Source organism: Streptomyces sp. M92 (assembly GCF_028473745.1).
Lineage (GTDB): Bacteria > Actinomycetota > Actinomycetes > Streptomycetales > Streptomycetaceae > Streptomyces.
Window position 1 is genome coordinate 6850924 of record NZ_CP101137.1, and the last position, 16721, is coordinate 6867644.

Here is a 16721-nt window from a genome sequence, read left to right on the forward strand (position 1 = left end):
CCCGCGTGGTGGTCATCGGCGCCGGCATCGTCGGCTGCTCACTCGCCGACGAGCTGACCGCCCGCGGCTGGACCGACGTCACCGTCCTCGAACAGGGGCCCCTGCCCGCCCCCGGCGGCTCGACGTCCCATGCCCCCGGCCTGGTCTTCCGGACCAGCCCCTCCAAGACCCTCACCGCGTTCGCCCAGTACACCGTCGAGAAGTTCACGTCCCTCGAAGCGGACGGCGAGCCGTGCTTCCGGCAGATCGGCGGCCTGGAACTGGCCACCACCCCGCAGCGCCTGGCCGACCTGCACCGCCGGGCCGGCCACGCCGCCGCCTGGGGCGTGGCCGGCGAGGTGGTCGGCCCCGCCCGCTGCAAGGAACTCTGGCCCCTCCTCGACGAGTCGGTGGTCCTCGGCGGCTTCCACACCCCCGGCGACGGCCTGGCCCACGCCCTGCACGCGTCCCGCGCCCAACTGGACCGCGCCACCGCGCGCGGCGCCCGCTTCCTGGACCGGCACACGGTCACCGGCGTCGAACGGCAGGACGGCAGGGTCACCGGCGTGGTCACCGATCGGGGCACCTTCCCCGCCGACCACGTCGTCTCCGCGGCCGGTTTCTGGGGGCCGGTCGTCGGCCGCATGGCCGGGGTCGACGTCCCCCTGCAACCCCTCGCCCACCAGTACGCGAGGACCGGCCCGCTGCCGGAGCTGAGCGGCGCCACGGCGGAGGCTTCGAAGCCGATCCTCCGCTTCCAGGACCGCGACCTGTACTTCCGCGAGCACCACGACCGGCTCGGCATCGGCTCGTACGCCCACCGGCCACTGCCGGTCGACCCGTTCGCCGTCCCCGGCTACGACGAGGCCCGCTCCCGGAACATGGACATGCCCTCCTCCTACCCCTTCACCCCGGAGGACTGGGGGCCGAGCTGGGAGGACTGCCGCAGGCTGATGCCCGCCCTGCGCGGGACCGGGATCGAGTCCGGCTTCAACGGCGTCTTCTCCTTCACCCCGGACGGCATGCCCGTCCTCGGCGAGTCCCGCACGCTGCGCGGCTTCTGGCTGGCGGAGGCCGTCTGGGTGACCCACTCGGCCGGTGTCGCCAAGGCCGTCGCCGAGTGGATGGTGAACGGACGGCCCGAGATCGACGTGCACGAGTGCGACCTCACCCGCTTCGAGGAAGCACAGCGTTCACCGGCATACGTCCGTGAACGCGGCTCACAGCAGTTCGTCGAGGTGTACGACATCGTGCACCCGCTGCAGCCGATGGACCGACCGCGGCCGCTGCGAGTGAGCCCCTTCCACGCCCGGCAGCAGCAGCTCGGCGCCCACTTCCTGGAGGGCGGCGGCTGGGAGCGCCCGCACTGGTACGAGGCCAACGCCGGCCTCGCCGAGGGCCTGCGGCTCCCCGCCCGCGACGCCTGGTCGGCCCGGCACTGGTCCCCCGTCGCGGCGGCCGAGGCGCTGGCCACCCGCGAGAAGGTCGCGCTGTACGACATGACCCCGCTGCGCCGCCTGGAGGTGACCGGCCCCGGAGCCCTGGACTTCCTCGACGGCATGACCACCAACAACCTCCGCAAGAAGCCGGGAGCGGTCACCTACACCCTCCTGCTGGACGAGACCGGAGGCATCCGCTCCGACCTCACCGTGGCCCGCCTCGCGCCCGACCACTTCCAGGTCGGCGCCAACTCCCCCGCCGACCTCGACCACCTGCTCCGGCACGCGCCCGCCGACGTCCACATCAGGGACGTCACCTCCGGCACCTGCTGCGTCGGCGTCTGGGGGCCGCTCGCCCGCGACCTCGTCCAGCCGCTCACCCCGGACGACTTCTCGCACGAGGCGTTCGGCTACTTCCGAGCGAAGCAGACGTACGTCGGCCACGTCCCGGTCACGGCCCTGCGCCTGAGCTACGTCGGCGAACTGGGCTGGGAGCTGTACACCACGGCCGACCTCGGGCTCCGGCTCTGGGACACGCTGTGGGAGGCCGGCCGGGACCTCGGAGTGATCGCGGCCGGGCGGTCCGCCTTCAACTCCCTGCGTCTGGAGAAGGGGTACCGGGCCTGGGGCACCGACATGACCGACGAGCACACTCCGTACGAGGCGGGCGTCGGTTTCGCGGTCCGCCGCGACAAGCCCGACTTCACCGGCAAGGCGGCGCTGGAGCTCAAGGGGAAGCCCGTCCGGCGTCTCACGCCCCTCCTCCTCGACGACCCGGCGGCCGTGGTACTCGGCAAGGAGCCCGTGCACGTCGACGGCGTGCCCGTCGGCCACGTGACCAGCGCCGCGTACGGCTACACCCTCGGCCGCTGCGTCGCCTACGCCTGGCTGCCGGCCGGCCTGGCCACCGGAACCGGCGTGCACGTGGAGTACTTCGGCGAGAAGGTGCCCGCCACGGTCGCCGACGAGCCGCTGTTCGACCCGCGGATGACCCGCATCCGCCGCTAGCCCGCCAGGACACCGGGAAGCCAAGCCCCGGACACCAGAATCGCTAGGAGGGCCCCCGTTGTCCCCCACCTACGACGTGATCGTCATCGGCCTCGGCGGCATGGGCAGCGCCGCGGCGCACCACCTGTCCGCGCGGGGCGCCCGCGTGCTGGGACTGGAGAAGTTCGGCCCGGTGCACAACCGCGGCTCCAGCCACGGCGGTTCCCGGATCACCCGGCAGTCGTACTTCGAGGACCCGGCCTACGTGCCGCTGCTCCTGCGCGCCTACGAGCTGTACGAGGAGCTGGAGCGGGACACCGGCCGGGACATCGCCCTGCTGTGCGGCGGCGTGATGGTCGGGCGGCCCGACTCGTGGACCGTCTCCGGCGCGCTGCGCTCGGCCCGCGAGTGGGACCTGCCGCACGAGATGCTGGACGCCCGGGAGATCCGCCGCCGCTTCCCCACGCTCACGCCCGCGGCCGACGAGGTCGCCCTGTACGAGGCCAAGGCGGGACTGCTGCGCCCGGAGAACACGGTCGCCGCCCACCTCCAGCTCGCCACCCGGCAGGGCGCCGACCTGCACTTCGACGAACCGATGACGCGCTGGGAGCCGTACCGGGACGGCGTCCGGGTGCACACCGCCGACAACACCTACACCGCCGCGCAGCTGGTGATGTGCCCGGGCGCCTGGGCGCCCCGGCTGCTGACCGACCTGGAGGTTCCCTTCACGGTCGAACGCCAAGTCATGTACTGGTTCCAGCCGAAGAACGGAGTCCGCCCCTTCCGCCCCGGGCGCCAGCCCATCTACGTCTGGGAGGACGCGGCCGGCGTCCAGGTCTACGGATTTCCGGCCATCGACGGTCCCGGGCACGGGGCGAAGGTCGCCTTCTTCCGCAAGGGACGGCCCACCACCCCGGAGACCATCGACCGCACCGTGCACGACCACGAGGTCGAGGAGATGGCCAACCACATGTCCACCCGCGTCCCGGACCTGCCCGGGACCCTCCTCAAGGCCGCGACCTGCATGTACACCACCACCGCCGACGAGCACTTCGTCATCGCCCGGCACCCTGCGCACCCCGAGTCGGTCACCGTCGCCTGCGGTTTCTCCGGACACGGCTTCAAGTTCGTGCCCGTGGTCGGCGAGATCCTGGCCGACCTGGCCCTGACCGGCACCACCGCGCACCCCATCGGCCTCTTCGACCCCGCGCGCCTCACCGCCGCGCCGACCGGAGGAGCACGCACGTGACGACGACTCCCCAGTCCCCCAGCCTCGTCTCGACGCTTCCGGGCCGCTACTACACCGACCCGGAGGTCTTCCGCCGGGAGCAGCGGCACGTCTTCGAGGCGATGTGGTTCTGCGCGGTGCGCGGCGCCGACCTCGAACGGCCCGGCGCCTTCCGCACCGTGCAGGTCGGCGGTGAGAGCGTGCTCATCACCCGTACCCGCACCGGTGGGCTGCGCGCCTTCCTCAACATCTGCCGCCACCGTGGCGCCCGGCTGTGCCTGGAGGAGTCAGGCGAGGTGCGGCGCACCCTCCAGTGCCCCTATCACGCCTGGACCTACGACCTCGACGGCCGGCTGGTGGCCGCGCCCAACCTGACGAAGATGCCGGACGTCGACCGTTCCGCGTACGGCCTGGTCGAGGTCGCGCTGCGCGAATGGCTGGGCTACGCCTGGGTGTGCCTGGCCGACGAGCCGCCCTCCTTCGAGGCGACGGTGCGGGGCGCGGTCGTCGAGCGGCTCGGGGACCCGGCCGCGATCGAGCGGTACGGGACGGAGCGACTGGCACTGGGCCGGCGGGTGACGTACGACGTGCGGGCCAACTGGAAGCTGATCGTCGAGAACTTCATGGAGTGCTACCACTGCGCGACCATCCACCCGGAACTCACCGACGTGCTGCCCGAGTTCGCCGACGGTTACGCGGCCCAGTACTACGTGGGCCACGGTGCCGAGTTCGGCGAGGGGGTGCGGGGCTTCACGGTCGACGGCAGCGAGGGCTTCGGCAGGCTGCCCGAGGTGTCGGACGGCCAGGACCGGCGCTACTACGCCGTCACCGTGCGGCCGACGGTCTTCGTGAACCTCGTGCCGGACCACGTGATCCTGCACCGCATGTTCCCGATGGCCGAGGACCGCACGGTGGTCGAGTGCGACTGGCTGTACGCGCCGGAGGTCGTGGCGCGCGGGGCCGACCTGTCGAAGTCGGTCGAGCTGTTCCACCGGGTCAACGTCCAGGACTTCGCGGCCTGCGAGCGGACCCAGCCGGCGATGTCGTCCCGGGCCTACCGCGCGGGCGGGGTGCTGGTGCCGACCGAGCACCACATCGGGGTCTTCCACGCGTGGCTGCTCGGACGGCTCGGCGGGCAGTCGCCGGCCTAGGCCGGCGACTGGGCGGGACGCTTGTACATACGGGTCGCCGTGATCTCGCTGTGCACCGTCTCGGCCTCGCCGTCACCGGACGGGGCCGGCTGGGGCAGGCCCGGCCTCAGGTGCTCCTCCACGCTGATGTACTTCAGGCCCGCCCTGAGATCGGCGTCGTTGCGCAGCCGGATGACGAGCGGGAACTCGGCCAGCGCGGTCGTGTCGAAGAGGCCGGTGGTGTACAGGAGCTGGACGCCGAGCGCGTCGGAGACGGCCCGCTGGAGCTCCAGCAGGTAGGTGGCGTTGGCGCGGCCGATGGGGTTGTCGAGGAAGAGGGTGCCGGCGTGCCGGTGCCGGTCACGGCCCCGGTCGTTGCTGCGGAGCGCGGCCATCGTGCAGTAGAGGGCGATGGCCGCGGTGAGCAGTTGGCCGCCGGAGAAGACGTCTCCCATCTGCCCGACGGGGACGCGCTCGGCGCGCAGTACGGCGTCGGGCTTGAGGATCTCGACGGCGACGCCCTTGGGCTGGAGAGCGGCGGCGACACCGCGCAGCAGCAGGGACATGCCGTCGCGGCGCAGGTCGGAGTTCTTCTTGACGGCGGCGCGGGTGGCGTCGTCGACGACCTCGCCGAGCCGCTCGGTGAGGGTGGCCTGGTCGGGTTCCTCGAAGCGGATGCGCAGGAACTCCTGCCCGGACCACTCGCCGAGGCCTTCGGGCAGCCGGGACAGCCGCTGGGCGGAACGGAGGGTGGCGAGGGCCGACTCGACCAGGCCGCGCAGCCGGTCCACGATCGAGTCGCGGTTGCGTTCGAGCTGCGCCAGCTCGTCGGTGAGGACGCGGAGGCGGGGTGCGAAGGCCTCGGCCCACTTGGCCGCGTGCTCGGGCAGCGCGGAGGCGGGCAGTTCGCGGATCTGCTGGCGGGCGGGGGTGCGGACCTGCTCGTACCGGGTGGAGTTGGCGTGCCGGACGAGGACGTCGCTCGCTTCGCGCACGGCGGCCTCGGCGGCGGACAGGTCGGCGGCGCAGCCGCGCAGGGAGCGGCGGGCCTCGGCGGCGGCGCGGCGGGCCTGCTCCATGGTCTCCGGGTAGGGCTCCGGCTCCTCCTGCTCCTCCTCGGGGTGCTCGCGCAGCAGGTCGCGGAGCAGGGCGGCGACCTCGTCGAAGCCGCCGGCCGCGTCCTCGGCGGCCCGGTGGGCGTCGAGCAGCTCGGCGTGGGCCTCGCGCGCCTGGGACAGCGCCTCGGTGCGGGAGGCGAGTTCGGCGGTCGCGGTGCGCAGCAGGGTCTGGGCGTGTTCGGCGTCGCGCGGCAGGAGTTCCTCGGGGAGTTCGGTGTGGGCGTCGCCGTCCTCGGGTGCGTGGCGTTCGGCCTCGCCGCGCAGTCGGCCGAGCTGCTCGCTCGCGTGCGACATCCGCGTCTCCAGGAGCTGGACCAGCTCCTCGGCGCGGGCGGCGGCGGCCTGCCGGGAGGGTCCGTCGGAGCCGTCGGGCGACTCCAGCAGCTGGGCGGCCCGGGTGCGGACCTTGTTGCTGAGCCGGTCCAGTTCGGCACGGGCGGCGCTCTCGTCGCTCTCCGCGCGGGCCTGCTCGGCACGCAGGTCGGCGCCGACACCGACCTTCTCGTACACCTGGGAGGCGGCCCGGTAGGCCTCGCGGAGGTCGGGCAGGCTCGCCTTCGCCCTCGGCGCGCCCGAGCCGTCCTCGGGCGCCTCTTCCGGTACGTCGTCGGGGGCGCCGGCGATCTCGGCCCGCTCGGCGCGCAGCGCGCGGGCGGTGCGGCGGGCGTCGTCGGCGGCCCGCTGGGCGGCGCGGCGGTCCTCGTCGGCGGCGCGGGCCCGGTCCAGGCAGGCCTGCGCGCGGGCCTCGGCCTCGGTGCCCTCGTCGGCCAGTTCGCGGAGCCTGGCCTGCCAGCCGGCGCGCTCACGCAGCCGGAAGGCGAGCCCGGCGAGGGCGTCCGCGGCACGGCGGGCCCTCTGCGCGGCCTCCTGCCGTTCGTCGCGCACCCGTACGGCCTCGGCGGCGCTCTCCTCCGCCTCTGCCCGCGCGGTGCGGGCCTCGGTCAGCTCGGCCTCGGTCTCCTCGGCGAAGGCCTGCGCCTCCTCGGCGGTGCGGGCCAGTTCGGCGAGGCGTCCGGCGGGGCAGCCGGTGCGCCAGGAGGCGAGCCGGGCCGCCAGCTCCCGGTCCTTGCCGAGCCGGGCGGCGAGGGTGCGGATCTCGTCGTCCCGCTCCGTCGCCCGCGCGCGCAGCGCCTGCCGCTCCTCGTCGGCGGCGTGCTCGTCGTGCATGGCGGGGTTCGGCGGTACGAGGAACACATCGCCGGTGCCGGTGCCGGAGTCGGGGGCCGGGGTGGGCGCGAGCAGGGCGGCTGCCGTGCCGACGGCGACGGCGGAGCGCGGCAGCAGGGCCGCGTCGCCGAGGACCTCGCGGGCGCGGGTGTGCGAGTCGGGGTCGGTGATGATCACGCCGTCGACCAGCTCGGGCCGGGCGGCCAGCACGCGCGCGTGGTCGGCGGGGTCGACGGCCTGGGCGAGGTAGCGCCAGCCGGGCAGGGCGGGGATCCCGTGCTCGCCCAGGAACTCCACGGTGGCCAGCACGTCGGGGCCGGGCGGCAGCAGTCCGCCGTCACCGAGGGCTCCGAGGATGCGGGAGTCGTCGGCGGCGGCGGTGCGCAGGTCGAACAGCTGGCGTTCGGCGGCGGAGACGGTGTCGTCGAGCAGCTCGCGCAGTTCGTCGGCGAAGCGGTCGAGCTCTTCGGCGGTCAGCGCCCCGTCGGCCGTGCGGTGTGCGGTGGCCGGATCGCCGCCGTCCGTGTCCTGCCGGGGCTGCGGGATGCCGGGGCGGGAACCGGCGGCCAGGCCCAGCAGGTCGGCGAGGCGTTCCTCGGCCGCCAGCGACTCGGCGGTGCGGCGCTCGGTCTCGTGGGCGTGCCCGGCCGCGGTGGCCGCGTCGGCCGCGCGGGCGGCCGTCAGTTCGGCGCGGCTCTCCGCGGCGGCGGCTTCGCGCGCGTGCTCGGTGGCCCGGCGTGCCGCCTCCCGGGCGGCGTCCCACGCCTCGACGGTCGTCTTCTCGGCGTCACTGGCCGCGAGGGCGGCCCGCGCGGGGTCGGCGTCGGGTGCGCTGTCGTCGAGCCAGCCGGCGCGGACCGCCTCGGCGGTCTCCTGCTCGACCTCGGTGAGACGCTGGCGCAGGTGCCCGGCCTCGCTGCGGGCCCGCTGGGCCTCGGTGGCGGCGGTGGTGGAGTCCCGGTGGGCGGCGTCGCTGACTTCCTGGAGGGCGGCGGAGCGCTCCTCTTCCTCGTTGGCGTGGTGCTCGGCCTTGCCGGCCGCCGCGTGCAAGGCGCGGACGAGGTCGACGGCGGCCTTGGAGCGGGCGGCGAGCGCGGGGGCCGCGTCCCGCTCTGCCTCCTGGATGGCGGCGGACACGCGGGCGACGCGGTCGGCTGCCGCGCGGTGGCGCAGGACGGCTTCGGCGGCCTGCCAGGCGGAGTGCAGGGTGCGGGCGTCGGCGAGTTCGCGCTTCTGCGCGGCGGCGGACTTCTCGGCGGCGGTCAGGGCCAGCGAGGCGTGCCGGTAGGCGAGTTCGGCGGCGACGAGGGCGCTGCGGTCCCGGGCGGATTCGGCGTGCGTGACGGAGTAAGCGGCGGCGGTGACCCGCTGGGCGAGGTCGCCGGCCCGGACGCGCTCCCGGGCGCCGCGCGCGGCGAGCCGGCGCGCGAGGGTCCTGGTCCGGCGTTCGGCGGCGGTGTGGATGTCGCGGGCGCGGGCGCGGGCGTCGGTGGCCTCGACGATCCGTCCGAGGAGGTCGACGGAACCGGCGGTGAAGTCGCGTTCGGCGATCAGTTCGGCGCGGCGGCCCAGCTTGTTGCCGAAGCCTCCGACCAGGTCGGCGAGTCCGTCGGTGTCGCGGGTGTCGGTGACGGCGCGCAGCAGGAGGTCGGTGAAGTCGGAGTCCTTCTTGACCGCGAAGAGGCCTGCGGCCTCGCCCTCGTCGGCGTTCATCTCGCGCTGGTAGCGGAAGAGTTCGGGGTCGAGGCCGAGGTCGCCGAGGTGATCGATCCAGCGGTCGTGGATCTCCTCCCAGTGCACCTCCAGGTGCGGGTATGCCTTCGAGGCCTCCGTGATGGCGTCCCGGAAACCCTTCATGGTGCGCCGGCGTCCCTGGGCGCCGGAGACGCCCTCCACGGGCGGGCGGACGGCGGTGGCCTCGGCGACGGGCAGGTTGTCCAGGGTCAGTCCGGGGCCGGGCCGGAAGGAGTACCAGGCCTCGGCGAACTTCCTCGGGTCGTTGGAGACCTGGCGCCCGCGCCACTCGCTGACCTTGCCGACGACGACGCACTCGCCGGTCTGCACGTGCTGCCACTCCAGGGCCACGTGTCCGCAGTCGTCGGCGAGGAGGAACTTGCGCAGCACGCCGGAGCTGGCGCCGCCCAGGGTGTTGCGGTGGCCCGGCAGCATCACCGAGAAGATCAGCTTGAGCAGCACGGACTTGCCGCCGCCGTTCTCCAGGAACAGCACGCCGGCGGGCGCGGGCCGGCGCGGCGGGCCGACCGGCTCCTCCTCGAAGAACTCCGCCTGCGTGGGGGCGGGGTCGGGCACGGGCTCGCCCACACCGCGCAGGTCAAGCACGGTGTCGGCGTAGCGCGCACCGGCGGGTCCGATCGAGTAGAGGCGGACCCGGGACAGCTCGTACATGGCGGACTCTCGTAAGTCTTCGGGTAGTCGGGAAAGTGAGGACGCGGGCGGTGAGCGGGATGGGTGGTCAGGAGCCGTGGAAGGGCAGCCCGGCGTCGGCCACGAGCTCCAGGTCGTCCGTCTCGTCGGCGGGCAGCAGTGTCGCCGTGCCGTCGGTGACCGGGACGATGCCCAGTTCCAGCAGTTCGGCCATGGCGGCGCTGCCCGCCATGTCCCGTACCTGGAGTTGGTAGCGGGCGGTGGTGCGGTACGTGCCGCCGTTGTCGTCGCCGGTGCGCTGGAGGAAGCCGGACTCGGTGAGGAAGGCGGCGGCCTTGCCGACGATGCCGGTGGTGGAGCCGGGGAGTCTGCGGGCGTCCTTGGTGGCACCGGTCGAGCTGCGTCGGGCCCAGATCCGCCAGGCGGCCTCCAGACCGGGCGCGTCGGTGGCCGGGTCGGTGTTCTCGCCCTGTTCCTCCGCGCGTTCCTCCAGGCGGCGGCAGGCCTGGCGGACGAAGGCGTCCACTCCGTTGACCGTGACGCGGCCGATGTAGCCGTCGTCGGCGAGGTCCTCGGGGCGCGGGAAGGCCATGGCGGCGACGGCGAGGTGGGCGAGGCCGTGCAGGAAGCGGTCGCCGGAGTCGGTGGCGGCGCGACGCGCGTAGTCGCCCATGCGGACGGCGAACACCGAGTCCTCGGCGGCGGTGACGGCCATCCCCGCGCGCGGGGACACCTCCAGGACGACGAGCCCGAGGCCGGCGGCCACGGCGTCGGCGAGGCGGGCGAAGGGCGGGTCCTCGCGGTAGCGGCGCAGCAGGTCGGCGTACTCCTGGTCGCGGGCGGGGAGCAGCTTGGGCTGGAGGCCGAAGGCGACGAGCCGCGCCGCGTCGGCGGCGTCGGCGGGCGTGACGGCCGCGGTGGCCTGCGCGGGGCCCGCTTCCGGTTCGCTCCGGTCGACGTGCTCGGTCACGGTCGGTTCTCCTCGTTGTGCTGGTGCCGGCTGTGCTGGTGGTGGTGTTCCGGGGGCCGGGGGCGGGACCGGCGACGTGTTCTCATGCCGCCTCCGTGCGGTCGGCGGCCATTCCGGCCGCGTCCAGCAGCGCCGTGCCGACGACGAGGTCGGCGCCGCCGAACTCGGGGTCGTCCAGCTCGGTGCCGTCGTCCACGGCGAACAGCAGCTTGGGCTCGCCCTGCCGGTAGGCGGTGCCGACCGGCGGGCTGGCCGCGTGGACGGCCAGCAGGGCGACGAGGTAGGGCAGTTCGGGATCCTGGGCACGGGCGTCGGCCAGCAGTCCGGACAGCCGGCGGGGTGCGTCGTGCGGCAGGTCGAGGAGCTCCATGGCGGCGGCGAGCTGCTCCTCGCTGAAGCGGCTGTCGTCCGGGGTGGCGATCAGGTCGGGTTCCGGCATCTCGGCGCCCAGGTGCTCCCGCTCCACGGGCGGGGTCAGCAGTATGTCGACGAGGTCGCCGACCCGGACGGAGACCGGGGTGCGCAGACCGGTGCCGCGGGCGAAGAAGGCGTCCGTGGCGCGGAGTGCCTGCTCCAGGGGCAGCGGCAGCACGGGGGCGACGAGGTGGCCGTACAGGTCCAGGCCCGAGGTCGTCGGGTGGGTGCCGAAGGCCTGCCGGTCCTGCTCGGCGCGGAAGAGCGGGCCCGCCTCCAGGAGGCGCGACTGGAGCTGGGTGTGGCGGCGGATGCAGTCCTTGACGATGTCGACGAGCTCGGCGGCGCGGCGCTTGTGCTCGGGGTCCTCGGACTCGTCGCGGGCCTTGCGGATGTTGGTGAGGATCGCGTTCTCGTGGCGGTACCGGTCGGCGACGTGGTCCAGGGCCTCGGCGATCATGTCGGGGACGGCGGTGAGCCAGTCCACCGCGCGGACGTTGCGCCGGGTGGCGTCCAGGGCCTTGCGCAGGGTTTCCGAGTACTGCACGGTCCGGTACCGGGCCTGTTCGGCGGCGAGCTGGGCGTCGGCGAGCCGGCCGCGGCTGATCAGCACCTCCAGCTTGACCTCGGCGGCGATCTGGGCGCTGGTGACGTCGGTGTCCAGGGCGCCGACGAGGACGTTGACCGCCTCGTCGGTGGTGCGCAGATAGACGGTGCCGCCGGGGCCGGGGACCTCCTCCAGGAGCTTGAAGTCGTAGTCGCGGCGGACATAGGTGCCGTCCGGGCCGAAGGTGCCGTACACCGCGCGGAAGCCGCGGTCGACGCTGCCGACGTTGATCAGGTTCTCCAGGACCCAGCGGGCCACCCGCTCGTGCTCGGCGGCGGGCCGCGCCGGTGCCTGGGCGGCGACGCGCGGGATCAGCCGGGCCACGATCTGGTCGTGGTCGGCGCCCGTGTCGAAGTCCATGTTGAGCGTGACCAGGTCGATGGCGGCCAGGGCGACCTCCGCCATGCCGTACACCGAGTACTCACCCGCGAGGTTGGCCTTGCGCGCGTCGAGGTCGTGCAGCGGGGCCGTGCAGGCGAGCGCGCGCAGCCGCCGCGCCAGTCCCTCGTCGGCGGCCGGGCCCGGTGCGGGGCGCGGCCCCGCGCTGAGCTGGGGCGGAACGCTGTCCGTCGATGCAGGCGAAGTCACGGTGCACAGACTAGGTCCTCGGTCTGACAACGACCCAAACGGCACAGATGCGCCCCGACGCGCCAGAACGGCGCGGGCGGCCCGGACCCGGCCGCGGGCGGCCCGGAACCGCCGGGCCGCGAGCCCCGCCCCGGGCGGCTAGCCCTCGTCCCCGACCCGCCGCAGGTAGACCTCCACGACCCGCTCCAGCGAGTTCTCGAGGTAGACGGCGAGCAGTCGCGCGGCCTGCTCGCGTTCGCCGGTCCGCAGGGTGTCGAGGAGCTCCGCGTTGCGCGCGATGTAGGGCTCGTGCAGGCGCCGCGGGTCGTCCACGACGTGGAAGGCGAGGCGCAGTTCGGCGAAGACGCTGCGCATCAGCTCGTCGGTGCGTTCGCTGCCGGCGAGGGCCACCAGTTCCCGGTGGAAGTGGATGTTGGCCGTACCCACCCCTTTCCAGTCACCTTCGCGGGCAGAGCGGCGCCCGTCCTCGACCGCCTCGGCGAGCCCGTCCAGGGCGTACGGCGGGTCTCCCAGGCCGCGGACGACGGCGCACTCGACGAGGGTCCGGGTGCGGTAGATGTCCTCGACGTCCTCGACGGTCAGGACCCGGACGAAGACGCCCCGGTTCAGCTCGTGGACGAGCAGGCGTTCGTGCGTGAGCAGCCGGAACGACTCACGCAGGGTGTTGCGGGAGACCCCGAGCGCACCACCGATGCTGTCCTCCGACAAGCGGGTGCCGGGCGGGAAGTAGCCGTCGGCGATCCGGCTCCTGAGGATGTCCGAGACCCGCTCCGCGGTACTGGTCCGCCCGAGGAGGGCGCGGTCGTCCGCCAGTCCCGTCAACTGCTCTGCCATGCCCGGAATTCAATCGCAGATGTCAGAACGAAACAACAGGGGTATTGAGGGATCGTTGAACGATCCCCTACGGTGCCGTGAAGTGCCCAGCGCCCGGTTCGGTCGCCGACAGGGCCGTGAGAGCGGCGGAGACCGCGGCGGACGTGCGCAGGTCGAGTCGGGCGCTGGTGCCGCGCGCGCGGTGGCGCAGTTCGTCGGCGGCCAGGGTCAGCAGTTGGGGCAGGAGGTCGGCGCAGCGCCGGGCCACCCAGCCGGTACCGGCGGTGGCCAGCCACCACAGGCTCGCCGACCTGGTGGGGGCGGGGGACCCGGCGTCGGGCGAGGGCGCGGGACCGGTCGCGGCACCGCGCTCGGCGAGCAGGGCGTGGAAGCGCCGGGCGAGCTGCCGGTGACCCCGCTCGCCGGGGTGCAGCCGGTCCGCGCTCCACATCGCACGGTCCGTGGTCCAGTCGCCCTCGCACGCGTGCAGGTGCACGGCCCCGTACCGGTCCGACAGCGCGTGCACCACGGCGTTGACCGCCCGTTGCCGCCGGCCCAGCGGGCGGGCCAGCGCCCCCGGCAGCCCGAGCATCGTGCCGGGGTCCGGCAGGCACGCGGTGATCAGCAGCGCGCCCTGAGCGGTGAACGCGGCGTACACCGTGTCCAGCCGGGCCGCGACCGCGCCGACGTCGAAGGTGCGGCGCAAGGTGTCGTTCACACCGACGACGACGGACACGACATCGGGCCGCAGCGCGAGGCCGGCGGGCAGCTGCCGCCCGGCCACGTCGAGGGTCTGCGCCCCGCTGACGGCAAGGTTGGTGAACTCCGCGGGCTCCTCGGCCAGTCCGGCGGCGAGCAGCGCTGCCCATCCGCGCCACCCGTCCCCGACCGGGTCGCCGACGCCCTCGGTCAGCGAGTCGCCGAGGGCCACGAACCGGACGCGTCTCATGACACGGTCTCCGGCAGCGCGGGGTGCGCGGGCAGCGCCGCGTCGTGCGCGGCCAGGAACGCCCGGACCGCCGCGTCCCAGCCGAAACACTCCGCACGCGCGCGTGCCGCCTCCCGCCGCTCCGCCTCCCGGCGGCCCAGGAGCAGGGCCACGGCGTCGGCGAAGCCCTCCCCGTGGCCGGCGGCGACGGCGCCGGCAGAGCCGATGATCTCCGGCAGCGCCGACGACGCGCCGGCCACCACGGGCGTGCCGCAGGCCATCGCCTCCAGCGCGGCCAGCCCGAAGGTCTCGGCCGGTCCGGGCGCCAGGCACACGTCGGCGGACGCCTGGAGGGCACCGAGCAGCCCGCGGTCGGTGACGTGCCCGAGGAAGGTCACGGGCAGCCCGCGCTCCCGCGCCCGCTGTTCCAGCCGCGGACGCAACGGGCCGTCCCCGGCCACCACCAGCACCGCCCGCTCGCCCCGCCGCCGCAGCGCCGCCAGCGCGTCGAGCGCCGTGCCGGGCCGCTTCTCCACGGAGAGCCGTGAGCACATCACCAGCAGGGTCTCGTCCACGCGCGCGTGCCGGGCGCGCAGCGCCGCATCGCGCAGCCCGGGGTGCCGTCCGGTCAGGTCGACGCCGAGCGGAGCGCGTACGACGTTGCGGGCCCCGATGCGGACGAACTCCCGCTCGGCGAACTCCGTCGTGCACACCACGCGCGCGTAGGTGTGCGCCGTACGGAGATTGAGGGCGTCGGCGGTGCGCCGGGCCGTCCGCTCGGGCACGCCCCAGGTGCGCAGCACACCGTCGGCGCTCTCGTGGGAGACCATCACGGCGGGGACCCGGGCCCGCCGGGCCCACTTGCCGGTCCAGCGCAGCGTGGTGCGGTCGGAGACCTCGAGACGGTCGGGGGCCAGTTCCTCCAGCAGCGCGGCCACGCGCCGCCTGTCGGTGAGGACGCGGTAGCCGCCGGTGCCGGGCAGCAGGTGCCCGGGGAGGGTGATGACGCGGCCCTGTCCGGTCTCCCGGTCGTCGGAGTGCTCGCCTGGGACGATGAGGACGGGGTCGTGTCCGGCGGCCCGGAAGCCCTTGCCGAGCTCGCGCAGCGCGGTGCGCAGGCCGCCGGACGCCGGGGCGACGAAGTTCGCGAGCCGGACGATCCGCAGTGCGCCGCTCATGCCGCCAGCACCGCCTTCCGGGTGGCGAGGACGTCCGTGTAGTGCCCGATCAGCCGGTCGCCGACGGCCGCCCAGGTGCGGCCCTCGACGGCCGCCCGCCCGGCGGCGCCGTACGCGGCCCGCAGCGCGGGGTCGGCGGACAGGGACCATACGGCGTCCCGTACGGCGGCGGCGTCGCGCGGCGGCACCAGCAGACCGGTGCGCCCGTGGGCGACGAGGTCCAGGGGGCCGCCCGCGGCGGGCGCGACGACGGGAACGCCGCTCGCCATGGCCTCCTGCACCGTCTGGCAGAACGTCTCGAAGGGACCGGTGTGCGTGAAGACTTCCAGGGAGGCGAAGACCCGGGCGAGTTCGTCGCCGGTGCGGCGGCCCAGGAAGACCGCGCCCGACAGCACCTGCTCCAGGCCGGGGCGGCTGGGCCCGTCCCCGACGACGACCACCCGCACGCCGTCCAGCGCGCAGACCCCGGACAGCAGCTCCACCTGCTTCTCCGGCGCGAGCCGCCCGACGTAGCCGACGAGCAGCTCGCCGTTCGGGGCGAGTTCGCGGCGCAGCGCCTCGTCGCGCCGGTCGGGCCGGAAGCGGACGGTGTCCACACCGCGCGGCCACAGGCTGACCCGGGGCACGCCGTGCGCCGTGAGGTCGCGCAGGGCCGCGCCGGACGGGGCGAGGGTGAGGTCGGCGGCGGAGTGCACGGAGCGGATGCGCCGCCAGGCCGCCGCCTCGCCCGCTCCCATGTACGTACGGGCGTAGCCGCCGAGGTCGGTCTGGTAGACGGCCACCGCGGGGACGCCGAGGCGGGCGGCGGCGGCCATGCCCCGTGCGCCGAGGACGAACGGGCTGGCCAGGTGGACGAGGTCGGCACGGTGATCGGCGATCGCCGCGGCCACGCGTCGGCTGGGGAGGGCGACGCGGACCTGGGGGTAACCGGGGAGCGGGAGGGAGGGGATCCGGACCAGGGGGCACGGCGCGGATGTGTCCGCGTCACTGCCGGGGGCGGTGGCCGGAGCGACGACCACGCAGTCGTGACCGCGGTCGACGAGGTGCCGGGCGGTCTGGAGCGTGCAGTGGGCCACGCCGTTCACATCGGGGGGAAAGGATTCGGTCACGATGACGACACGCATACCCGTGTTGTCGCCGGGCTGGACGTGCTCGCGTCAACGTCGATCTTTCCGGGCGAGGAACGTCCCATGAGCGTTGCCCGCCCACCCGGGCGGGTCGGTCCGCGGCCACGCCCGGCGTACCCGCGGGCCATCCGGCGTTCACGCGGCGGGGCTGCCGCCCAGCGATTCGGGGCCCTGCCTCGCCTACGTGGCCCGCCCCGGCGACAGACCCGTCCACACCGGCGCCGGCGGCGGTCCGGTCCACGCCCGCCCCGGCGGCGGGGAGGCACCGCCATCCCTCGGCGGCGGCACGGACGTACGGGCACTCCCACGACCGGACGGCCGCGGGCACCGTCCCACAGGCCGGTCCCCCGGCCCGAACGCCACCCCCTCGGTCGGCGCACGTGCCCGTAGCCCGCCGGTGCCCTCTCAGCCGGACGGGCGCAACGCCAGTCCGCGTGCTCGACGCGGCAGCCGGCCCTCGGGGTCCGCCCGCGACGACCCGGCCGTACGCTCACCGCGCGGCCGGACCGGAGCGCGTTTCTGCGAGCGGTACCGACCCGGGGGGCTCCCCAGCGCGGCCGGAACCGGGCCGACCAACTGCCCGGACCTGCCGAGCCGTCCCGAACCGCCAGCCCTCCGGACCCGCCCAGCCTTCCCGAACCGCCCAGCCCCCAGACCCGCTCA

10 protein-coding genes are annotated in these 16721 nt (G+C 74.8%); 3 read left to right on the forward strand and 7 right to left on the reverse strand.

Annotated features, from left to right (window positions below):
* Positions 1–5: 5 nt before the first annotated feature.
* From M6G08_RS31620 to M6G08_RS31630, 3 genes are read left to right on the forward strand one after another with little or no spacing between them, the layout of a single operon-like run.
* Positions 6–2426: a GcvT family protein gene (locus M6G08_RS31620; protein WP_272590558.1), complete on the forward strand. Its 2421-nt coding sequence runs from the start codon at positions 6–8 to the stop codon at positions 2424–2426.
* 58 nt (positions 2427–2484) lie between these two features.
* Positions 2485–3654: an N-methyl-L-tryptophan oxidase gene (gene solA / locus M6G08_RS31625; RefSeq protein WP_272590559.1), complete on the forward strand. Its 1170-nt coding sequence runs from the start codon at positions 2485–2487 to the stop codon at positions 3652–3654.
* Complete coding sequence (locus M6G08_RS31630; RefSeq protein WP_272590560.1) at positions 3651–4784, forward strand: aromatic ring-hydroxylating oxygenase subunit alpha; 1134 nt, start codon at positions 3651–3653, stop codon at positions 4782–4784. Before solA ends, M6G08_RS31630 begins: the two co-directional genes overlap by 4 nt.
* Here the strand turns inward: M6G08_RS31630 and M6G08_RS31635 are convergent.
* From M6G08_RS31635 to M6G08_RS31665, 7 genes are all read right to left on the reverse strand, one after another.
* Positions 4781–9454, reverse strand: a complete 4674-nt coding sequence (locus tag M6G08_RS31635) for a hypothetical protein (protein ID WP_272590561.1) — start codon at positions 9452–9454, stop codon at positions 4781–4783. The genes M6G08_RS31630 and M6G08_RS31635 overlap by 4 nt on opposite strands.
* Before the next feature lie 67 nt (positions 9455–9521).
* Positions 9522–10403: a hypothetical protein gene (locus tag M6G08_RS31640; protein WP_073730741.1), complete on the reverse strand. Its 882-nt coding sequence runs from the start codon at positions 10401–10403 to the stop codon at positions 9522–9524.
* A gap of 82 nt (positions 10404–10485) precedes the next feature.
* Positions 10486–12012: a hypothetical protein gene (locus tag M6G08_RS31645; protein ID WP_272590562.1), complete on the reverse strand. Its 1527-nt coding sequence runs from the start codon at positions 12010–12012 to the stop codon at positions 10486–10488.
* A 138-nt stretch (positions 12013–12150) separates the two neighbouring features.
* Positions 12151–12846: a GntR family transcriptional regulator gene (locus tag M6G08_RS31650; RefSeq protein WP_272590563.1), complete on the reverse strand. Its 696-nt coding sequence runs from the start codon at positions 12844–12846 to the stop codon at positions 12151–12153.
* Between the two features lie 67 nt (positions 12847–12913).
* Positions 12914–13774, reverse strand: a complete 861-nt coding sequence (locus M6G08_RS31655) for an SGNH/GDSL hydrolase family protein (RefSeq protein WP_272590564.1) — start codon at positions 13772–13774, stop codon at positions 12914–12916.
* Positions 13771–14931: a glycosyltransferase gene (locus M6G08_RS31660; protein ID WP_272590565.1), complete on the reverse strand. Its 1161-nt coding sequence runs from the start codon at positions 14929–14931 to the stop codon at positions 13771–13773. Before M6G08_RS31660 ends, M6G08_RS31655 begins: the two co-directional genes overlap by 4 nt.
* On the reverse strand, positions 14928–16055 hold the full coding sequence (locus M6G08_RS31665; protein WP_272590566.1) for a glycosyltransferase family 4 protein: 1128 nt from the start codon (positions 16053–16055) through the stop codon (positions 14928–14930). Before M6G08_RS31665 ends, M6G08_RS31660 begins: the two co-directional genes overlap by 4 nt.
* Between the last annotated feature and the right edge of the window lie 666 nt (positions 16056–16721).